Origin of the sequence: Winogradskyella tangerina (genome assembly GCF_003260205.1) — a bacterium.
Lineage (GTDB): Bacteria > Bacteroidota > Bacteroidia > Flavobacteriales > Flavobacteriaceae > Winogradskyella > Winogradskyella tangerina.
Genome location: NZ_QERF01000005.1, coordinates 40,930 through 61,445, shown reverse-complemented (window position 1 = coordinate 61,445; position 20,516 = coordinate 40,930). Strand labels below are relative to the sequence as shown.

The following is a 20,516-nucleotide window of genomic DNA, read 5'->3' as shown; positions in this document are numbered from 1 at the left end:
ATTGAAAAGAGTTGGTATACAATGGATCGTAAAGGATGTGAAACATTCAATTGATTTTTATTCAAATCAACTTGGGTTTTCAATTGACTTCGTTGGTGAAGGTCCGAAATTTGCCATTTTAAGTCGTGATAATTTCTCAGTCATGCTAAGAAAACTCGACGCAGATAATTACGTAAGGCCGAATCGAATTCCATTCATTGAGGCTGGTTGGCACACCAACGGAAAGGAAGCCTGGGACGCCTACATTTGGGTTGACAATGCTGATCGTTTGTTTGACGAATTTAAGGCGAAAGGTGTATCGATCATTAAGCCCATTGAGAATACAGACTATGGCAATAGAGATTTCGAAATTGAAGATCCTGATGGTTATATTCTATGCTTCGGGCATCACAATAGTTAAAATTAATATATACTTGTTTTTACCAACCTAAAGTGGTCGTATCTTTACAAAAATCAAGTTTTCCACTACATGCCTCAAACCGCAGTCATTTCATTTTTTAAATACAAAGGATTTCGAAAAAAGTGGCATGCTTTAGGGCGAATGGGAAGACCGCCATTAATTAATGCTGACATTCCTGGTCTTAGTTTTTGGAAACCACTTGGTAGTGGTAGTGGCAATGGATTCTCAATATGGCCAGATTTTTCACTGTTTGGATTACTTACCGTTTTTAATTCTGAAGCTGAAGCCAAAAACTTCATTACATCTGAAATAATGGATTATTACATTGCGGAATGCACACAACATGCTCACGTTTTGATGCATACCGTTAAGGCCCATGGCCAATGGAGCAAACAAGAACCATTTTTGGCCAGTCAATCCTATGATAACACCAAGCCATTAGCAGTGATCACTCGTGCCACGATTAAACCAAAACTCGCATTCAAATTTTGGAAATACGTACCATCTGTATCTAAATCTATGGATGGATATTCCGGATTAATTTATTCAAAAGGAATTGGTGAATGGCCTCTATTAATGCAAGCCACATTTTCACTCTGGAAATCTGGCGACGACATGATGAAATACGCCTATAAAAATCAAAAACACGCTGATATGGTTAAGAAAACGCGAGAGCTTGGTTGGTATTCCGAGGAGTTATTTTCTCGTTTTCATCCCTTTGAGATCCAGGGAGACCTAATTGATTTCGAACTATAATTAGATTATTGTCACTTTTTACTTCTTAACTAAAATTTCATAATTAATTGATTATTAGATGCATAGATGATTTCGTCCACTAATTGTCCACAATTATTGAACCCCATGTCCACCTAATGTCCATACACTTTTTTTCATAACGTTCTGATCTCCAAGTACGTTTGTGAAGTCATTTGAAATGACAGACCAGTTTTGTGGTGCCTTGCGCTGGATTAGGCTGCAGACTGCCAGTAGCAAGTCGCTACAAAAACTAAAGTAAAACCACAAAACACAAACATTATGAAAAATTTATCTCAGTTATTTTCAGTATTATTCCTTTTGGTCTTATGTGCATGTAGCTCCGAAGACAATACTGATCCGCCTCCTTCAAATAGTAATATAGAAGTATCTATCGATGAAAATCCATCAAGTGGTGATCTTGTCACCACCATAAATACCAACCTTTCTGGAGATGTCAACTTTTCCATCAGCTCACAATCCGTTTCACAAGCCTTTACCCTAGATTCTAATTCTGGTGAATTACGTGTTGCTGCTTGGCAGGTGTTCGATTTTGAGACAAATCCTGTGATCACAGCCACCATTTCGGTAACAAATGGTTCAGACAGTGAAAATAAAATAGCTATTGTAACCCTAAACAATATCGATGATATTTGGTCATTCCTAAATACGTCTAGAGAAAACTATGAGAATGCATCTATTGGCGAATGGATCGCTATCACAGAAGCCGAATACAATGACCTAGCCAACCGTTTGTTTGATGTTTCTAAATGTGGAGCTACAGATTCGCAGTACAATAGAAATGATCCAATTTCATACGATACGCCATATTACACTTACGCCAATGACAATGGTGCCGTAATTGAACCAGATCATTATGTGTTCGCTTTTAAATACACTTGCGATAAAGACAATCTCACAAATACAAAAGTAAAATTATCAGATGCTGGTGTTTCTGAAGGCTATTCTAATATTGGTGGTGATGTACCAATGCACGATAGTGGCGAAAATTATTTTGTACTGAAGGGAAACTCTAATCCTACAACTGAAACGTCTTACATGGCGGTAGGCGCCGAACGTTTTGGCTATTTTAATGGCACCTCTGGATTTAGCTTTAAATACGGAAATTTCGATGTTAACGAACTCCCCTACAACTGGACAGGCATTGCTTTATATCAAGGTTTAACTACAACACTAAAGCAATGGGACTAATACTTCTTTACAAATTATTTAGTTGGTTAATGAAGAGCAGGCGAAAGCCTGCCTTCGTTTAGGTAACAACTTCGCCATAGAGATCAAAGTCTTCAGCTTCGATTACTCTAATATTGGTAAATTCACCTGTTTTCAAATACGTATTTGTAGCGTCGATCAAAACTTCGTTATCTACATCTGGCGAATCAAATTCGGTACGACCCACAAAGTAGTTACCTTCCTTACGATCAATAACCACTTTAAATTCTTGTCCGATTTTGGCCTGATTTAACTCCCATGAAATCTGAGATTGAATCTCCATAATTTCGTTAGCACGCTGCATCTTTACTTCTTCAGGGACATTATCCTCAAGGTTATAGGCATGTGTATTTTCTTCATGCGAGTAGGTAAAACAGCCTAAACGTTCAAATCGCATGTCTTTTACCCATTGTTTTAAAGTCTGAAAATCTTCTTCTGTCTCACCAGGATAACCAACAATTAGGGTTGTTCTGATGGTCATGTCAGGAACTTTAGCTCTAAACTCTTGAAGTAATTTCGTCGTTTTTGCTTGTGTTGTTCCGCGGCGCATACTTTTCAGAATAGCATCAGAAATATGTTGAAGTGGAATATCTAAATAGTTACAGATCTTTGGTTCCCGCTTCATAATATCCAATACATCCATCGGAAATCCTGTTGGAAATGCATAGTGCAAACGGATCCATTCAATACCTTCAACCTTAACTAAATGCTCTAAAAGCTCAGCAAGATTTCGTTTTTTATACAGATCTAAACCGTAATAGGTAAGATCTTGAGCGATCAATATAAGTTCCTTCACGCCATTTGCTGCTAACTTTTCAGCTTCAGTTACCAGGTCTTCAATAGGCGTACTCTTGTGCTTACCACGCATTAAAGGAATAGCGCAAAAACTACAAGGTCTATCACAACCTTCAGCAATTTTTAGATAGGCATAATTCTTTGGTGTAGTTGTTAAACGTTCACCAATTAATTCGTGTTTATAATCTGCGCCGAGTGCTTTAAGGAGACTCGGTAATTCGGTAGTACCAAAATATTGATCAACGTCAGGAATTTCTTTTTCAAGGTCTGGTTTATAACGTTCACTAAGGCAACCTGTAACAAATACTTTATCAACTTCACCTTCCTCCTTCTTTTGCATGTAGTGTAAAATTGTATTTACACTTTCTTCTTTCGCATTATTAATGAAGCCGCAAGTATTAATTACCACTACGTTACCTTCCTGCTCATGAACAACGTCCTTCCCACTAGCTTTCAATTGTCCCATTAGCACTTCACTGTCGTAAACATTCTTACTACAGCCAAGTGTAACTACATTAATTCGATTCTTTTTCAGCGTTTTTGTGCGCATATTTCAATATATGAGTGCGCAAAGATACGTAATGCTTGGCGTAATTCTCTCATAAATTATACGACCATTATTAAAACTAAACCATTAATGATTATATTAGTCTAAAGAAAAATTCAAGCTATGAAAACTAGAGTATTTATGTTATTGAGCCTCATTCTTCTGAGTTGCTCTACCGACGAGACCGTAATTTCGTTTAATGACCCTGTTTATTTTCCACCAAATAATAGCGATACCTGGGAAACAATTTCCATAGAAAGTCTTGGTTGGGATTCGGCACGACTTCAGCCGTTACTTGATTTCTTAGATGAAAGAAATACTAAAAGTTTCATTATGCTTTATAACGGTAGAATTGTTATTGAAGCGTATATGAATGGTCAAACTCAAGATGCCGCTTGGTATTGGGCAAGCGCCGGAAAGACTTTAACCACAGCCACCGTTGGAATAGCTCAAGATGAAGGATTGCTAGATATAAATTCGCCTGTGAGTAGTTATCTTGGTAATGGCTGGACCTCAGCCACCACTGAACAAGAAAATTTAATTTCTGTTAGAAACCTGCTCACAATGACTTCAGGCTTAGATGATTCGGTTGGAGATGGCACAGAACCTGAAGACCTATTATACCTTGCTGATGCTGGAACACGCTGGGCCTATCATAATGTCTATAAAAAATTACAGGATGTTGTAGCGGAGACGAGCAATGAAACCTGGTCTTCCTATTTCAATACTAATTTAAGAGATCGCATTGGAATGGAAGGAAATTGGTTTCAGCTGAATGACTTTAATGTTTACTGGAGTACAGCCCGAAGCATGGCACGTTTTGGCTTGTTAAGCTCTACGCTTGGTAATTGGAATAACGAACAAATTATCCCAGCCGAATATTTTAATGAATCTGTGAATACTTCACAAAACCTCAACCAATCTTATGGATATATGTGGTGGCTCAATGGTAAAGAATCTTACCGTTTGCCCCAAACACAGTTGGAGTTTGAAGGTCCATTAATTCCTAATGCGCCTCAAGATATGTATGCTGCCTTGGGCAGAAACGACCAAAAGATCTATGTTGTACCTAGTCAGAAATTGGTCATCATCAGAATGGGTGACGCTGCTGATGAAGACAATTTTGCACTGTCAGATTTTGATGACCAACTTTGGATTCAAATTAATAGTCTTACCAACTAGTTGTAATTTTTTGGTGCAACTCTCGCTTTCGTAGCTTGTTCAAAAGCGTAAGCCCATTCAAGTAATTGCTTCTCTTGAAGTCGTTTTGCAATAAAGGTTAAACCTTTTGGAGCACCTTCATTGGTATATCCCATAGGCACAGTTAAGGCCGGATATTCTGCAACAGCTGCATAAGAAGCATGATAATTATTAATGGATAAAAAGCCATCTAAATTATGGGCTTCCATAGGCACATCAAAAAACTGTTTGCCGTTTGTGCTCAGCGTATCTTTAATGGCTTCAAGGAATGCTGCATCACCTTTGTCATCAACAATACCTTGGAACAAGCGTTGACCGTAAGGCATAGTTTTCAAGGAATCTTTCAAATTGAAGGCCATCATATCGGCCACAGTTCTCATAGAAATGGATTTATTCGCATAGTTTTCCATGTAATCAGGTAAGTCCTTTTTCATATCGAGATTAAGGAGACTTAAAAAATTTGGTAGGCCAAGACGCTCAGGATCTATTTCTATAACCTCAGCACCCTGCGCCTTTAACACCGCAATGGCTTTCGTATATAGCGTATCTTCTAATAAGCGCTTTGGAGCACCAAATCGTTTACCTTGAAGACTTTTTGTATTAAGGTCTTTGGTATAAAATCCAGATTCCCACATAATCATAAAAGATTTAGAATCTGATTTGTCTTCGCCAAAAATGGCATCGAGAACAATGGCATTATCCATTACCGTTCTTGTTATTGGTCCGGCCGTATCTAAAGTTGAAGAAATCGGAACAATCCCAGAGCGACTTACCAATCCAATAGTTGGTTTTAAACCTACTGCTGAATTCTGACTGGCAGGTGATAGTATTGAACCTGAAGTTTCACTACCTATCGTAGCAGCAGCAAAATTAGCTGCGGCAGCCACACCACTTCCTGAGCTCGATCCACCAGTATCAATGATTCTACGCCCATATGGATTTAAGGTTTGACCTCCAACTGCAGAATAGCCACTTGGACAATCACCACAAAAGAAATAGGCCCACTCACTTAGGTTAGCTTTGCCTAAAATTATAGCGCCTTTAGATTTCAATTGCGTTACGATAAAGGCGTCCTCGGTAGTATTATTTTGCAAAGCAACAGCTCCGGCGGTAGTTGCCATGCCTTTGGCATTAATATTATCTTTAAGAAGAATTGGCATTCCGTAGATAGGATGGTTGTTTTCGTCTCGATTACGATCCAATTCTTTTGCTGTTGAAATGGCGTCAGGATTGATTGAAATCACCGAATTCAGTGACAATTCGTTTTCTCTGTCATACTTTCGAATGCGATATAAATAGAACTTTGTGAGTTTTTCATAATTGAATTTTCCTTCGGAAATATGTTTTTGAAGCGTTGGTATATCTTGCTCTAGAATTAATGGCTTCAAACGATTATAATCGCCCTCTTCAAAATCTTCCATTTGAGAATTGATATTCGACCAGATGTCGGCCTTGGTAAGATTTTTCGAATCGAGTACTTTGAATTCTCTGAAATCCTTGGTAGAAATGTCACTAAGATCATTTTCTGAAGCTTCGGTTTCCACTGTTTCTGATTCTGAAATAGGCTCTCGAGCTTCACGAGATTCTGAATCTTTACACGAAAAAATAAATACAAAAAGGAATAGGAATAAGGTGAGTCGCATGGTTAGTTTTTTTATAAAAATACGAAATGTAATCAATCTTTAAATGGATTGATCTGCATCAAAAGCCAATGGATATCACTCGCATTTATAATATAAAGTATAACAAGACCAAACAATAAGGTTACGAGATGCTTCTTAAATCGTTTCTTCACAAGGTTGCGATAGCTTATAAAACCAATTATTGCGAAAAATAAAGCACCTACAGATGATGCGAAGGACGCATAATAAAACAGCTGACGAGGTACTAATGGGTTGCGATGTGAATAGAAATAATTAGAAACTACACTCGATAAATTTCCAATGACCACAATGATGCAAATGAATAAAGTAGCATAGCTTAGGTTACGGAGTATCCTATCTTGATTCCACTTAAAACTTTTTTGCACTTTGATGTTATAAAATTGGCTTCCGTTCTATTTAAAGAAGGAATCTACAAATTCGTATTTATTGAATACCTGAAGATCTTCTATACCTTCTCCTACTCCAATATATTTCACAGGAATTTTAAACTGGTCACTAATACCAATTACAACACCACCTTTAGCTGTACCGTCTAATTTGGTCACTGCTAAAGAGGTAACTTCAGTGGCAGCCGTGAATTGTTTTGCTTGCTCAAAGGCATTTTGTCCGGTAGAACCATCGAGTACCAATAATACATCGTGTGGTGCATCGCCAACTACCTTTTGCATAACGCGCTTCACTTTAGAAAGCTCATTCATTAAGTTTACTTTATTGTGTAAACGTCCTGCTGTATCAATAATAATGACGTCGGCATTCTGATTAACACCAGACTGAAGTGTATCAAAAGCAACTGAAGCTGGGTCAGAGCCCATTTCTTGTTTAATCATTGGTACATCTACACGATCTGCCCAAACCTGTAACTGATCTATGGCTGCTGCTCTAAAGGTATCTGCTGCACCTAAGACAACGTTTAAGCCCTTCTTTTTAAACTGGTGCGCCATTTTACCAATGGTTGTGGTTTTACCAACACCATTTACTCCAACAACCATTACTACATAAGGTGTTTTACTACCATCGGGTTGTGCTGGCAGATCTGGAATTTGATAATCAGTGTCTTCACCAACATTGGTTTCGGATAGTAGTCCGGCGATCTCTTCTCTCAGTATCTGGTTGAGTTCTGAGGTCCCTAAGTATTTATCGCGGGCAACACGTTCTTCAATTCGTTCTATGACCTTAAGTGTTGTGTTTACACCAACATCACTGGTTACTAAAACTTCCTCGAGGTTGTCTAATACATCGTCGTCAACTTTAGACTTTCCTGCAACGGCTTTATTTAATTTATTAAAGAATGAAGATTTAGATTTTTCTAATCCTTTATCTAAGGTCTCTTTCTTTTCTGAAGAGAATATTTTTTTGAAAAAACTCATTTTATCGTTTGTACGCTTTTTGTTTGTTTGTATGCTCTGCGTTAGGGATTGTAGCGGCATCCCCTGACGATTTCGTCTGGGAAATAGCGTAAAGCCCGACCAAGACATTTATCGTCTTGGTAACGCCCAAAAAACCTATACAATAATCTTGCCTTTGGTTGGTTACTGATAAGTTGTCAGGTTAGCGTTCAAATATAGCCATAAAAAAACTGCTTTCAAATGAAAGCAGTTTTATCAATCTTATTTGTAATAAGCTTACTTTTTGTTTAAAAAGTCATTGACAAATTCTGGTGCCATTACTGATTCTACAAACATGTAGGCTCCAGTTTTTGGAGATTTCACCATTTTAATAGCTTTTGTCAAACGCTTTGATCCTGTCTGTAAAGACGCTACTGATTTCTTTGCCATAACTTATTATTTTATCTCTTTATGAACTGTCATACGCTTAAGGATAGGATTAAATTTCTTAATCTCCATACGGTCTGGCGTATTCTTCTTGTTTTTTGTTGTAATATATCTAGAAGTTCCTGGCATACCAGAAGCTTTGTGCTCTGTGCACTCTAAGATTACCTGAATTCTATTTCCTTTTTTTGCCATTGTAAATTGACTTTAGCTTTTCAGCTTATTTGTAAAATCCTTTTGCTCTAGCTTCTTTAATCGCTGCTGAGATACCAATCTTGTTGATAGTCTTTAATGCAGATGTAGAAACTTTTAACGTTACCCACTTATCTTCTTCAGGAATGTAAAAACGCTTTTTGATCAAGTTAGCATTAAACTTGCGCTTCGTTTTATTCATGGCGTGAGAAACGTTGTTTCCAACCATTGCTTTTTTCCCAGTAAGTTCACAAACTCTTGACATTGTTATCTTTCTTTAGGTATGTTATTTTTTAACAGGGTGCAAATTTAGTAAAACTTTACGTTTCAACAAACATAAAACCTTACTTTTTCAAAATTTCTTTTTGAAGCATTTCAAAAGCCTTGTTCGTAGCTTTCATAATTACCTTATCGCGATGATTTCCGAAGTTAAATACCTCTGAATGAACTCCGTCTTTATTGGCAATGGCAATCCAAACTGTACCTACCTCAGCGTCGGAATCACCTTTTGATGGTCCGGCGTTACCTGTAGTACTGATTCCATAATCCGAATTGAATAAGGTTTTTACATTTTGTGCCATGGCTTCAGCTACTGCCTTACTCACTACAGAATGGGTTGCGATATCATCTTCATTAACCTCTAAAATTTTCACCTTGGCTTCTGTTGCATAACTCACCACACTACCTTTAAAATAAGCCGATGCTCCAGCATTTGTAGTAATGGCTTTGGCAATTTGTCCGCCAGTACAACTCTCCGCCACAGCAATGGTTTTGTTCATCACCGTCAATTGCTTGCCTACAATGGCTTCTAATGATGATTCTTCTTCAAAACCTACGAAGATATCTTCGATCTGTGGAATTAATAGTTGAATTTGCTTAGCGAGTTCGGCGTCTAACAACTCCTTATCCATCGATTTCCCTGATAGTCGCAATCTTACCTTGCCTAGGTTTGGTAAATAGGCCAGTTTAATAAAGTCTGGCAGCGCATCTTCCCATGCTTCAATTCTGGCTGCGATGGCACTTTCGCCTAAACCATAGGTAAGTAATGTTTTGTGCTTAATGTATGGAAAATGATACTTATCCCTTAGGGCAGGAATAACTTCATTTTTAATTAAAGCCTTCATTTCGTATGGTACGCCCGGAAGTGACACAAAGGTCTTGCCGTTGTTCTCCATCCACATGCCTGGCGCTGTTCCGAATTGATTCATCAGAACTTTGGCTTTTGAAGGTACCATAGCCTGATGTCTGTTCATATCAGAAATTGGTGTGCTGATATATTTTTCGAACAGCCATTCTACATGCGCTAAGACCTTTTGATCTTCAACCAAATGATCATTAAAATATTCGCAAAGTGTTAATTTGGTAATATCGTCTTTAGTTGGACCTAGCCCGCCTGTTATTACGATAATATCAGCATTCTCCTCAGCCTCTTTCAAGGCCTTTAAAATATGTGCTTTATCGTCTTGTACAGAGGTGATCTGAAAGATAGAAATACCGATCTTATTGAACGCTTTCGCTAAGTACGCGGAGTTAGTATCTACAATTTGTCCGATGAGGATTTCATCGCCAATTGTTATTATTTCTGCTTGCATTTATAATCCAAAATCAGCCTTGATCTCATTGGTGGCATTTTCTACGGCCTCCAATACTTTTGCCAGCTGAGCATCTACATTTTTATCTTCTTGTTCAAACTTCCCCCAATCCTGAACTTCAATAAGTTCGTCATAAACGCCCAGATCGAATAATTCGATGGTTGGTTTCATTTTATGTGCAGCCTGATAGGTTTCGTAAAAGTCCTTTTCTGGAACAGCCTTTCTTAATCGTTCTGCATCTTCAGGAACTTCTTCTATAAAAGCTGCTGCTAATGCCATGATGAAATCTTCATCGTTATCGGCCATAGCGCGCACACGGTCTAATTTATAATGTTTTGCCATTTATTTTATTTTTATTGAAAAGAGCTCTTCGCCCTCAATATATCCTTTTAATTCATCGTTTGCAAAAACCTTACCAACTCCTGCCGGAGTACCGGTAAAGATAATATCTCCAATTTTTAGCGTAAAATATTTTGAAACATATTCAATGAGTTCATCGATCTTCCAAAGCATTAATTCGGTATTCCCTGATTGAACGATCTCATCGTTTTTCTTCAGACTGAAATTTATATTGTTAACATCACTGAATTGAGATTTTGGTAACCACTTCCCTATTACAGCCGCACCATCAAAGGCTTTGGCCTTTTCCCAAGGCAAGCCTTTAGACTTTAACTTGGCTTGAAGGTCTCTTGCTGTAAAATCGATTCCCAGACCAATTTCGTCATAGTATTTATGTGCAAATTTTCTATCGATATACTTCCCAACCTTTTTGATTTTCACTAGCACTTCAACTTCATGATGGACATCATTTGAAAAATCTGGAATAAAGAAAGGCATCTTTTTCAACAAAATAGAGGTGTCGGGTTTTAAAAACACGACAGGGTCTGTTGGTTTTTCATTTTCGAGCTCTTTTATGTGCTCAGTATAATTACGACCTATGCAGATGAGTTTCATTTATGCTAATTAATCAATTGGACAAAGTTAATGATATAGCCGGAACTAATTTCTTATCACTTCTGAATTTATTTGGCGAATAAAATCTCCATAGTCCAGATATGTAAGCAGCTATGGTGTAGTCTCCTTCGTTAGCTTCGATAGCTGAAAACTTTGGGAGATATTGAACGCCCTTTACATTCTTCTTATCTTCAAATACATAGGTCACTTTTTCTTCGTTATAGGGAATGTAAAGCCATTCAAATGCGATATAAATACCTCCGGTTGGGAAAACTAAATTTTGATCAGAAATATCAATATCAGCAAATTTCTGTTTCTTTTTCAGATCGATGATGACATTCGATTTCAAAATGTCCTTATCTGGTAAACTATCTTTACCTATGGAAAACATTCTTAGTCTAAATTTCGATCTTTTGTTCTTATAATTTCCAAAGTGAAACCTAACTGATTTTAAATAATTAATATCATCATAGATGGAATCGTACGGCATATATAAGGCAATTATCCATGGATTCTTTGCATTCGTTCCGAAACCTGATGATAGGTCTTCTTCATTTATAGGGTTAACCACCATTGTTTTTTCTTCAAACTTTTCGGAAATAACAACTTCTGAAAGTTGCTCCGCAATTGGAGTTAATAACACTTCCTTCAGCTTTATAAAATTTTGAATCGTAAGTGTCGTGTCTCTATAACCTAATGAAGATAATTTTACATATTTGGAGAGATCAAGTTTCTTTATCTCAAGTAAGTAACTGCCACTCTCATCACTCGAAGTTCCAAATGTAGATTCTAAAATTGCAATATTGACATAAGGGATTGGCGCTCTAGTTTCTTTATCTAAGATGACTCCACGAGCAGTTTGGTCTTGAGAAAAAGACAAAAAAGAAATAAATAGAAAGATATACCTCATGGAATGCTTAATAATGAGATTCATGCTTTCGCAGGAATGACAGCTAACCCAATTTATTATTAAACTGACGTAACTTAATAGCGGTTAACACTTTTTTAGTATAAAGTGGGAAGTCAGCATTAAGTAACCAACCAAAATAACCTGGTTCTTGCTCTAAGACATCAACAACACGCTTTCCTTTGTGCTTTCCAAAGGCGAAACATTCTTCACCATCTTTATTGAAGGCTACAAAACCTGCAAAATCTGCAAATTTCTTTCGTGAACTAAACTCTGCTAAGAATTTCGTGTCATTTTCAATTTCATCATATCTATCGATTTGCGCTTTTAAAACTTCGTAAGTTGCTAAAGTATCCGCTTCAGCACTGTGGGCATCATCGAGATTTTTATTGCAATAAAACTTATAGGCAGCACTTAAAGTACGCTGTTCCATGCGATGGAAAATAGTTTGAACATCAATAGCCAAACGATTTTTCATATCAAAATCGAGATCGGCGCGCAACATTTCTTCCGCTAATAATGGAATATCGAAACGGTTAGAATTAAAGCCACCTAAATCAGAGTCTTTAATTAGATTATGAACTTCCTTTGATATCTCCTTAAAAGTTGGTGCATCTGCCACATCAGCATCAGAAATACCGTGAACTTTAGTCACTTCTGGTGGGATGGGAATGGTTGGGTTTACGCGTTTTGTATAGCTCTCCTCTTTACCGTTAGGATGCACTTTCAGAATGGAAATTTCTACAATACGGTCTTTTGAAATATTAATTCCTGTTGTTTCCAGATCGAAAAAACAGATGGGTTTATTAAGGTTGAGTTGCATGTGCTATTAATTTAAACAAAGGTAGTGCTTTAATCTTACTTTATTCAGAAAACCACTTGTTATTAAGGCTAAAATAATCGAATTTCGTAAGGTTGAATATCTACAAATCTATGAGCAAAATATTCCAAAATTCTATAGAATTCAAATGTGGTCACATCATGCCAAATCCATTTATGCTAGCACCATTAACGAATCAACAAAGTCATGAAAACGGGCAACTGTCGGAGGATGAATTTAATTGGTTAACTATGCGTGCCAAAGGCGGCTTTGGGTTAGTGATGACCTGCGCATCACATATTCAGGAAATTGGCAAAGGCTTCTCTGGACAACTTGGAATATTTTCTGATGAATTAATCGACGGGCATAAAAGATTGAGTTCAGCAATAAAATCTTATGGTAGTTTAGCCGTAATTCAATTGCATCATGCCGGAATGCGTTCGCCATTTGAAGTTATCCATGAAAAAGCCGTTTGCCCTTCAGCGCACGAAAAATATAATGCTAGAGCTTTAACTCTGGAAGAAGTACATCAATTACGTGATGATTTCATTGCTGCCGCCGTAAGAGCTAAGAAATGTGGTTATGACGGTGTGGAAGTCCATGGGGCACATGGTTACATCTTGACTCAATTTTTAAGTTCGAAACTAAATCAAAGAACAGATGACTATGGTGGTACCCTAGAAAATAGGGCACGGATCATTTTTGAGATCATTGATGGTATAAGGCGAGCTTGCGGTGACAAGTTCTTACTCGGTATTAGATTGTCTCCTGAGCGCTTCGGAATGAAACTTACTGAAATTAAGACCTTAAGTCAGCAGCTTATTGATGAAGGTAAAATTGATTTCTTAGATTTTTCACTGTGGGACTGCTTTAAAAAAGCGGAAGAGTTGCCTGAAAGTGACTTGAGCTTACTCGACCATATACTTCAGCTAAATCGTAAACATGTAAAATTTACGGTTGCTGGAAACATACGAACAGGTAAAGATGCCGAACGTGTATTAGAAAAAGGAATTGATTTTGTTACCATTGGAAGGTCGGGTATTTTACATCACGATTTTCCAAAAAAAGTCACTGAAAATTCAAACTTTACACCCATTGAAAATCCAGTGACTCCAACGTACTTGAAATCTGAGGGACTTAGCGAAAAATTTATCAATTATATGCGCCGTTGGGACGGATTTGTTGAATAAAATACACTAAGAACCGTTTAGCTATACTTCAATAAATTTCAAGCGTTTACTTGTTTTACCTTTTTTGAAAATAATAGTATTGGGAAAGCAAAGAGCGATAGTACGAATGATTTCATAATTAATAGACCTTGGTTGATTTCGTATCGCAAATCATAAAAAAAGTCATCAAAAAAAAGAGACACCGTTTTAGGTGTCTCTCTTCATATATTATTTTACTCAGTCTATATTTCTCTTTCAGGATCCCATGCTTCGAGGTAATCTTTAACTGCTTTTACAAATTGCCCACCCAAAGCACCATTAACTACACGGTGGTCGTATGAGTGTGACATGAACATTTTATAACGGATTCCGATAAAATCTCCTTGAGGTGTTTCTATAACAGCTGGCACTTTTCTAATCGCGCCTAAGGCCAAAATACCAACTTGTGGTTGATTGATGATTGGAGTTCCCATAATACTTCCAAAAGTACCGACATTAGTTACGGTGTACGTACCATCTTGGATATCATCTGGATTTAACTTGTTCTCGCGAGCTCTGTTGGCTAAGTCATTTACCTTCTTGGCCATTCCGAGAAGATTTAACTGATCAGCATCTTTAATTACTGGTACAATTAAATTTCCGTCTGAAAGCGCAGCGGCCATACCTAAATTGATATGCTTCTTTTTGATGATACTATCCCCTTGAACAGAAATATTCATCATAGGATAATCGCGTAATGCCTTTGCGACTGCTTCCATAAATATCGGTGTGAAGGTTAAGTTCTCACCTTCTCTTTGTTTGAAGGCATTCTTATGCTTATTGCGCCAATTCCAAATTTCTGTAACGTCTGCTTCAATAAACGACTGAACATGTGCCGAAGTCTGAACTGAATCGATCATGTGTTTTGAAATGAGTTTCCCCATTCTGGTCATTTCAATGATTTCATCTTCACCAGAGGCAACTACAGGCGTTGGCGCAGGTTTTGCTTTTGGCTTGGGCTCAGATTTCGTTTCAACAGGTTTTGGCGCAGCCACTTCTTTAACCTCTGCAGGAGCTGGTGCTGCACTAGTTACCGGTGCCGAACTGCGAGATTGTAAATAGCTTTTAATGTCGTTTTTTGTAACGCGACCGTCTTTCCCTGTACCTGGAATACTATCTAATTCAGTTTGTGATATACCTTCTTGTTTGGCAATATTCTTTACTAAAGGCGAATAAAAACGATCTCCAGAACTTACTACTGGCGCAACTGAAGTCTGAGCAGCAACAACGGTTTGTGCAACCTCAGCAACAGCTTTTGGTGCTTCTTCAACAACAGGCTCAACTGCAGGTTCAGTGGCAGCCGGAGCAGCAACCTCTACTGTTCCTTCACCATCGATTTGAATGATAGCAATAGTCTGACCAACTTGAACAACGTCATCAACATCGAAAAGTTTTTCAATTAAAACGCCGTCCACTTCACTTGGCACCTCACTATCCACCTTATCCGTTGCAATTTCTAAAACGGCTTCGTCTGCTTCAATAGTTTCACCAACTTCTTTCAGCCATGAGGTAATTGTTGCTTCCGCAACACTCTCTCCCATTTTAGGTAATTTAAGTTCAAAATTTGCCATATCTTTAATTTGAAGGTCTTTATTTGCTAATTGAGTGCAAAATTAATAAAAAATAGTCTTTTTTGTTGATTTTTTTTCATCAATTAATCAAGAGGGATTACTTCACCTTTGCTCTGATTGCTATCACTTCCGAGGATAAAATTACTATTTTTTAGTAAAATCCGATAGGTGTTTTGATTTGAGTTTTTGTGCTTCAACATATAATTTACAATAGCCTTAAAATCAATAATACTTGTATCGAAAATTATTTGCGCATCGGACGGTAAATTGTTTAAGTCTTGAGTAAAGGTGATCGAGCGATTCAATTTCGACTTTAAACCATTAAATATCGCATCGGTGACTATAACACAATTATTTATATTGGCTGGTGCGGTCCCTTTTAAACGCTTTCTTTTAGAAGCTAGATTTAACCCCAGTTTTACCAACAAGGTTACTACAGGATTAAAGGCAAAATGTTTCTTATAGAATATTTCCATTGCTCCATAAAATCGCTTGGCGTAAATTTTATTCTTATGGGTACTTTCGCCCTTAAAGTGAATTATGGTAGTTTCACCAAAATAATAGTTGGTATATCCCGCTTTCAGAATTTTATAGGATAAGTCTATGTCTTCACCATACATGAAATAGTCCTCATCAAATCCATTTACTTCATTATAGACGGATCTTTTCAGAAGCATAAAAGCACCAACGAGTATATCTGTTTTACCAATCTCACCAGATTGTAATGATGATGTGTAGTAATTCTCCGTATTACCCATTAACTTTTGAAAGGCAACTTTCGGTGTAGGTATTTGACGTTTACTCTCTGGCAAAAATTGTCCACTTCCATCGATAAGCTGACAGCCAACGATACCGAGATTTGACTTAGAATCCGCAAATTCAATAATCTTAGAAAATGTATCTTCAGCAACAATCGTATCAGGATTTAGAATACATAAATAGTCTCCTTTAGCTTTGGCTACACCAATATTATTACCTTTTGAAAATCCATAGTTGTCATCATTTTCAATAAGATGAACTGATGGAAACTGAGTTTTTACCATTTCACAACTTCCGTCTGAAGACTTATTGTCAACCACAATAATTTCAGCATTGATGTCTTTAACGGCTGCTTCCACACTTCTAAGGCAAACCTCTAAGAAGTAGCGCACATTATAATTGAGTATGACGACAGAGAGCTTCAAGACGAGCTTATGATTTTAAAGAGGCTTCAAATGGGATGCGATCGATGATACTTCGTCCTAAGGTAATTTCATCAGTATATTCTAATTCATTTCCGGCAGCAACTCCTCGTGCAATAGTTGATGTAGCAACATCATAGTCTTGAATCTGTCTGAAAATGTAAAAATTGGTAGTATCGCCTTCCATAGTAGGACTCATAGCGAAAATCAGCTCTTTTACTTGTCCGGATTTAACTTTTTCAACCAACGAATTAATATTAAGATCTTGCGGACCAATACCATCGATAGGTGAAATTTTACCACCTAAAACATGGTATAAACCTTTAAACGAACTTGTATTTTCAATGGCCATGACATCGCGGATATCTTCGACAACACATATAAGTTCTGTGTTTCGGTTAGGATTTTCACAAATTTCACAGAGCTCCTTATCACTTATATTATGACACGATTTACAGAAATTTATTTCTGCTCTAACCTTAGAAAGTGCATCGGATAATTGATACGTTTGGTCTTCTGGTTGCCTTAATAAATGAAGTACCAAGCGCAACGCTGTGCGTTTACCTATACCTGGTAATTGGGCCATCTCATTAACGGCATTTTCCAAAAGTTTTGATGAAAATTCCATAGATGCGAAGTTACTGATTTAAGAATAAAAAAAGCCCAAATGCAACCGAATTACAAATGGGCTTAGAATATTCTATTCGTTTTTATTCTAAGATGAGCTTTTTGGTGATTTCACCATTATTGCTCTGAAGCTTCACAAAATATAATCCGGCGTCGAAAGATGACATATTGATTTCAAAACCATTGAATAAGTTAACACTCTTTCCATAGAAGACCACTTTTCCTTGGGTATCAAAAATTCTAATACTAACATCTTCAGATTTGTTCCATTTGAGGTTAACCACATCAGTAGTTGGGTTAGGATACAACGTCAGGCCTTCAAATTCAAAATCATCAACACTAAGTGAAGAATTATAAACGTTTGAACGCCATAATCCTCGACCATAAGTTGCTGCATAAATTCTGTTATCTACTGTATTTATTTCAAGCTCATTAATTCTCACATTTGGCAAACCATTATTAAATGGTATCCATGTATCACCAAGGGCATTATCAGTATAATAAACACCATAGTTCATACCAACGTATAAGCCATCTTCTCCATTATCTTGCCATGCCAAAGCCTGAGATGAAAAATTAGGTAAATCCCAGCGTAGTGAGGTCCATGATACGCCACCATTTGTACTTAAATAAACTTTCTGACTATCTGTCGTCGCAATAGCAATCTTATCTGGGTCTGTTGGATGAATAACGATTTCATTGATCCTTCCACCTCCTAAAGCTAAAGATGACTGAGTCCAGTTTAAACCAGCATTAGATGAATACCAAAAGTTCCCATTGATGGCGAGATAGAGTTTATTGTTGTTTGATGGTGCTATTTTAAAATGGTCGATATTAGATCCGAAATCAGGTGAAATAGACACCCAACTTGCACCACCATTTGTTGACTTAAACACTTCTTTATACGCGGCGTAGATGGTATTATCAACAATTGGGTCTTGTTCAAAAGGAACAATCCAATTCCAGTTACCACTTCCGACAGGGATACTAATTGATGCCAGATTAAAACCACCATTTGTGGTTTTGCTCAACCCTCCAAATTGCGTTGTTCCATACATTATCTGACTATTATTCTTGTCTACAAAACCTTCCATACCATCGGCGCCTAGCCAATCTCTCCAACTTCCGTCTGCTCTCATAACTGAAGTTCCGTTATCTTGAGAACCACCAGTTACTACAACAGGATCGGTTTGGCTTATTCCAATTCTGTAAAACTGCCTAATTCCCATTCCTGGAGTTAGGTCCGTATAATAATTACTATCAACAACTGTAGGGTTATCAGCTCTAAAAATACCGCCATCTGACCCTACAAATAATCTTGCATCAACACCAGTACCGGCAAATAAGAGTATATCAACATCAGCATGACAATATCCAATGTTTTGAGATGACGCACTTCCTGGCACCCACTGCGATGTAATGGTGAAAATAAACCCGCCATTTGTAGACCTCCATGTGTTAATACCTGCAATATGAACATCATCAACATCATTTGGATTTACCACAATATCCATGTCTCGTGGCGCTTGTCCCAGCGCATCATTACCCATTGAATCATATCCGAAGTAATTCACTGAACCGTGATTGAATTTTGTAAATGTTGCACCTCCGTCTAGTGATTTATGCAGTCCACCATAGATATTTCCGTTCGCTTCAAGTACATATACAATATCAGCATCATCTGCACTAACACCAATCATTTTCGCGCCAGAACCGAATTCATTCGATCCGGATTCAAAACCATCAGAAAAAACAACTCCAAGATTCGAAGCCTCAATTGAAATATCATCTAAAGTTAAGCCTCTACCGTAATTGGCAGTCCCTTCAAAAGCGACATAATAATCTCCTGTAGGGTTTGGAAGATTCAAAGTAATATCAGACCATGAACTTACCTCAGCTGTGTAATGCGCTAATTCTATCCACGAACCAGCTGCAGAAGTTTTATATAACACACGTAATTCGTCGATATCTCCAGACCAATTTACTTGTGTATATGAAAAATTTACCTGTGGATTAACTGCACCGCTCAAATTGAGTGAAGGTGTGACTAATCTGGTTGACGGGCTAGAAAAATTCCCTATGTAGAATAGACCTAATCCGTTTCCTGTTCTCGGTGTTACTGTATTATTTTGATTTGAACTTGCTGTAGCCCATGATGTTGAACCAGAGACAAATTCTTGAGTCCAACCATTCAATCCACTATCCGTAGAAAAGGTAGTTCCTGAATCATTGGAAATGAAAAATTTTGTTCCCGTGGCATAAACCACACTTGGGTCGCCAGGCTTAAACTCTATGTCGTAACCAGTTGTTGCTTCAGAATGAATAAGCGTCCATGAGGTTCCTCCATTTGTTGACTTATAAATACCTCCACCTTGTGCAGTTGCAAACATGATCATAGAATTGGTTGGATGAATAAGAATCTTATTCACGAAACCATTAGGTAACGAGCTATGCAAGAACCACGTGGCACCACTATCGGTGGACTTAAATATATTTCCACTGGTAGATCCCCAATAATAGGTTGAATTATTACTTGGGTCTATGGCCAGAGCATATACATCTATGTTTGAAAGGTTATCTGTGAGAACTTCCCAAGTTGAACCACCATCAAGGCTACGCCAAACACCACCTGTTTCGCTACCTGCGATGATATGATTAAGATTATTTTCTTCAACTGAAATCGAAGTTATTCGACCTACACCTGGATTCCAACCGGCTAGAGCATTCCAATAGGTTGGTCCCATTTCTTCCCAGTCACCAACTGTAGTTCTGAAAGCTAATCCTTCACTATTAATGTTGGCGTTGTAATTTAGAAGTTCATTATAATAGAATTCAGGAGATTTTAATCGTCCTGTTTCGTCCATAGCACGTTCTGCAAAATATTGCCAACGTCTGAAAGGTTTGTAGCCAGTACCTCTACCTCTACCAACGGTATCGAAATGGCGTTCTGCAACTTCAACAATTTCGGCGACGGTGTAGGATCCATCTGCAATAAGATCTTGATAGTTTTGTGAAAAGCTAACTATTGATATGCACAAAAATGCGAATAGTGGGGCTATCTTTTTCATAAATATTCAAAATTTGGATAGTATTTTTTCCAAATGTA

At 37.5% G+C, this 20,516-nt stretch carries 21 protein-coding genes; 5 read left to right on the top strand and 16 right to left on the bottom strand.

What is annotated here, in order from left to right; all coding sequences use genetic code 11:
* Position 1 precedes the first annotated feature (1 nt).
* The 3 genes from DDY94_RS09115 (at position 2) to DDY94_RS09105 (ending at position 2,365) form a co-directional block, all read left to right on the top strand.
* Complete coding sequence (locus DDY94_RS09115; protein ID WP_111683799.1) at positions 2-400, top strand: VOC family protein; 399 nt, start codon at positions 2-4, stop codon at positions 398-400.
* A gap of 69 nt (positions 401-469) precedes the next feature.
* Positions 470-1,156 carry a hypothetical protein gene (locus tag DDY94_RS09110; protein ID WP_111683798.1) on the top strand — a complete coding sequence of 229 codons (687 nt, stop codon included), beginning with the start codon at positions 470-472 and terminating at the stop codon, positions 1,154-1,156.
* Between the two features lie 279 nt (positions 1,157-1,435).
* Positions 1,436-2,365 carry a cadherin repeat domain-containing protein gene (locus tag DDY94_RS09105; RefSeq protein ID WP_157957285.1) on the top strand — a complete coding sequence of 310 codons (930 nt, stop codon included), beginning with the start codon at positions 1,436-1,438 and terminating at the stop codon, positions 2,363-2,365.
* Between the two features lie 58 nt (positions 2,366-2,423).
* Here the strand turns inward: DDY94_RS09105 and rimO are convergent, their stop codons facing one another.
* Positions 2,424-3,728: a 30S ribosomal protein S12 methylthiotransferase RimO gene (gene rimO, locus DDY94_RS09100; protein ID WP_111683796.1), complete on the bottom strand. Its 1,305-nt coding sequence runs from the start codon at positions 3,726-3,728 to the stop codon at positions 2,424-2,426.
* A gap of 120 nt (positions 3,729-3,848) precedes the next feature.
* On the opposite strand from rimO, the gene DDY94_RS09095 reads away from it, so the two are divergent.
* Positions 3,849-4,907 (top strand): serine hydrolase domain-containing protein, encoded by a 1,059-nt coding sequence (locus tag DDY94_RS09095; RefSeq protein WP_111683795.1) that lies wholly within the window; start codon positions 3,849-3,851, stop codon positions 4,905-4,907.
* Here DDY94_RS09095 and DDY94_RS09090 read toward each other — a convergent pair.
* The 11 genes from DDY94_RS09090 to DDY94_RS09040 all read right to left on the bottom strand — a co-directional run bounded on the left by DDY94_RS09090 (position 4,904) and on the right by DDY94_RS09040 (position 12,826).
* Positions 4,904-6,568 (bottom strand): amidase family protein, encoded by a 1,665-nt coding sequence (locus DDY94_RS09090; protein WP_111684014.1) that lies wholly within the window; start codon positions 6,566-6,568, stop codon positions 4,904-4,906. The two genes, DDY94_RS09095 and DDY94_RS09090, sit on opposite strands and share 4 nt — an antisense overlap.
* A 32-nt stretch (positions 6,569-6,600) precedes the next feature.
* The gene (locus tag DDY94_RS09085; protein ID WP_157957284.1) at positions 6,601-6,954 is read right to left on the bottom strand and encodes a hypothetical protein; all 354 of its coding nucleotides are present in this window, start codon (positions 6,952-6,954) and stop codon (positions 6,601-6,603) included.
* A gap of 27 nt (positions 6,955-6,981) precedes the next feature.
* Entirely contained in the window at positions 6,982-7,956 is a 975-nt protein-coding gene (gene ftsY / locus DDY94_RS09080) for a signal recognition particle-docking protein FtsY (RefSeq protein WP_232817847.1), read from the bottom strand.
* A gap of 255 nt (positions 7,957-8,211) precedes the next feature.
* Positions 8,212-8,364 carry a DUF4295 domain-containing protein gene (locus tag DDY94_RS09075; protein ID WP_008271041.1) on the bottom strand — a complete coding sequence of 51 codons (153 nt, stop codon included), beginning with the start codon at positions 8,362-8,364 and terminating at the stop codon, positions 8,212-8,214.
* 6 nt (positions 8,365-8,370) lie between these two features.
* Positions 8,371-8,553, bottom strand: coding sequence for a 50S ribosomal protein L33 (rpmG, locus tag DDY94_RS09070; protein WP_076616981.1), 183 nt, complete (start codon positions 8,551-8,553; stop codon positions 8,371-8,373).
* A 25-nt stretch (positions 8,554-8,578) separates the two neighbouring features.
* Positions 8,579-8,815: a 50S ribosomal protein L28 gene (gene rpmB / locus DDY94_RS09065; RefSeq protein ID WP_111683792.1), complete on the bottom strand. Its 237-nt coding sequence runs from the start codon at positions 8,813-8,815 to the stop codon at positions 8,579-8,581.
* Positions 8,816-8,894: 79 nt separating this feature from the next.
* Positions 8,895-10,142 carry a competence/damage-inducible protein A gene (locus tag DDY94_RS09060; protein WP_111683791.1) on the bottom strand — a complete coding sequence of 416 codons (1,248 nt, stop codon included), beginning with the start codon at positions 10,140-10,142 and terminating at the stop codon, positions 8,895-8,897.
* A complete protein-coding gene (locus tag DDY94_RS09055) occupies positions 10,143-10,484 on the bottom strand; it encodes an Hpt domain-containing protein (RefSeq protein WP_111683790.1) in 342 nt (113 codons plus the stop codon).
* Positions 10,485-11,096: a fumarylacetoacetate hydrolase family protein gene (locus tag DDY94_RS09050; RefSeq protein ID WP_111683789.1), complete on the bottom strand. Its 612-nt coding sequence runs from the start codon at positions 11,094-11,096 to the stop codon at positions 10,485-10,487.
* A gap of 13 nt (positions 11,097-11,109) precedes the next feature.
* The gene (locus DDY94_RS09045; protein ID WP_111683788.1) at positions 11,110-12,030 is read right to left on the bottom strand and encodes a carboxypeptidase-like regulatory domain-containing protein; all 921 of its coding nucleotides are present in this window, start codon (positions 12,028-12,030) and stop codon (positions 11,110-11,112) included.
* A 19-nt stretch (positions 12,031-12,049) separates the two neighbouring features.
* Complete coding sequence (locus DDY94_RS09040) at positions 12,050-12,826, bottom strand: 3'-5' exonuclease (RefSeq protein WP_111683787.1); 777 nt, start codon at positions 12,824-12,826, stop codon at positions 12,050-12,052.
* 110 nt (positions 12,827-12,936) lie between these two features.
* Between DDY94_RS09040 and DDY94_RS09035 the strand changes: the two genes are divergently transcribed.
* Positions 12,937-14,013, top strand: coding sequence for an NADH:flavin oxidoreductase (locus tag DDY94_RS09035; protein WP_111683786.1), 1,077 nt, complete (start codon positions 12,937-12,939; stop codon positions 14,011-14,013).
* 221 nt (positions 14,014-14,234) lie between these two features.
* On the opposite strand, the gene DDY94_RS09030 is transcribed toward DDY94_RS09035, so the two are convergent.
* From DDY94_RS09030 to DDY94_RS09015, 4 genes are all read right to left on the bottom strand, one after another.
* Complete coding sequence (locus DDY94_RS09030; RefSeq protein WP_111683785.1) at positions 14,235-15,602, bottom strand: dihydrolipoamide acetyltransferase family protein; 1,368 nt, start codon at positions 15,600-15,602, stop codon at positions 14,235-14,237.
* Positions 15,603-15,685: 83 nt separating this feature from the next.
* A complete protein-coding gene (locus tag DDY94_RS09025) occupies positions 15,686-16,786 on the bottom strand; it encodes a glycosyltransferase family 2 protein (RefSeq protein ID WP_111683784.1) in 1,101 nt (366 codons plus the stop codon).
* Between the two features lie 7 nt (positions 16,787-16,793).
* Positions 16,794-17,411 carry a recombination mediator RecR gene (gene recR / locus DDY94_RS09020; protein WP_111683783.1) on the bottom strand — a complete coding sequence of 206 codons (618 nt, stop codon included), beginning with the start codon at positions 17,409-17,411 and terminating at the stop codon, positions 16,794-16,796.
* 82 nt (positions 17,412-17,493) lie between these two features.
* Positions 17,494-20,478 (bottom strand): VPS10 domain-containing protein, encoded by a 2,985-nt coding sequence (locus DDY94_RS09015; RefSeq protein WP_111683782.1) that lies wholly within the window; start codon positions 20,476-20,478, stop codon positions 17,494-17,496.
* Positions 20,479-20,516: the final 38 nt, after the last annotated feature.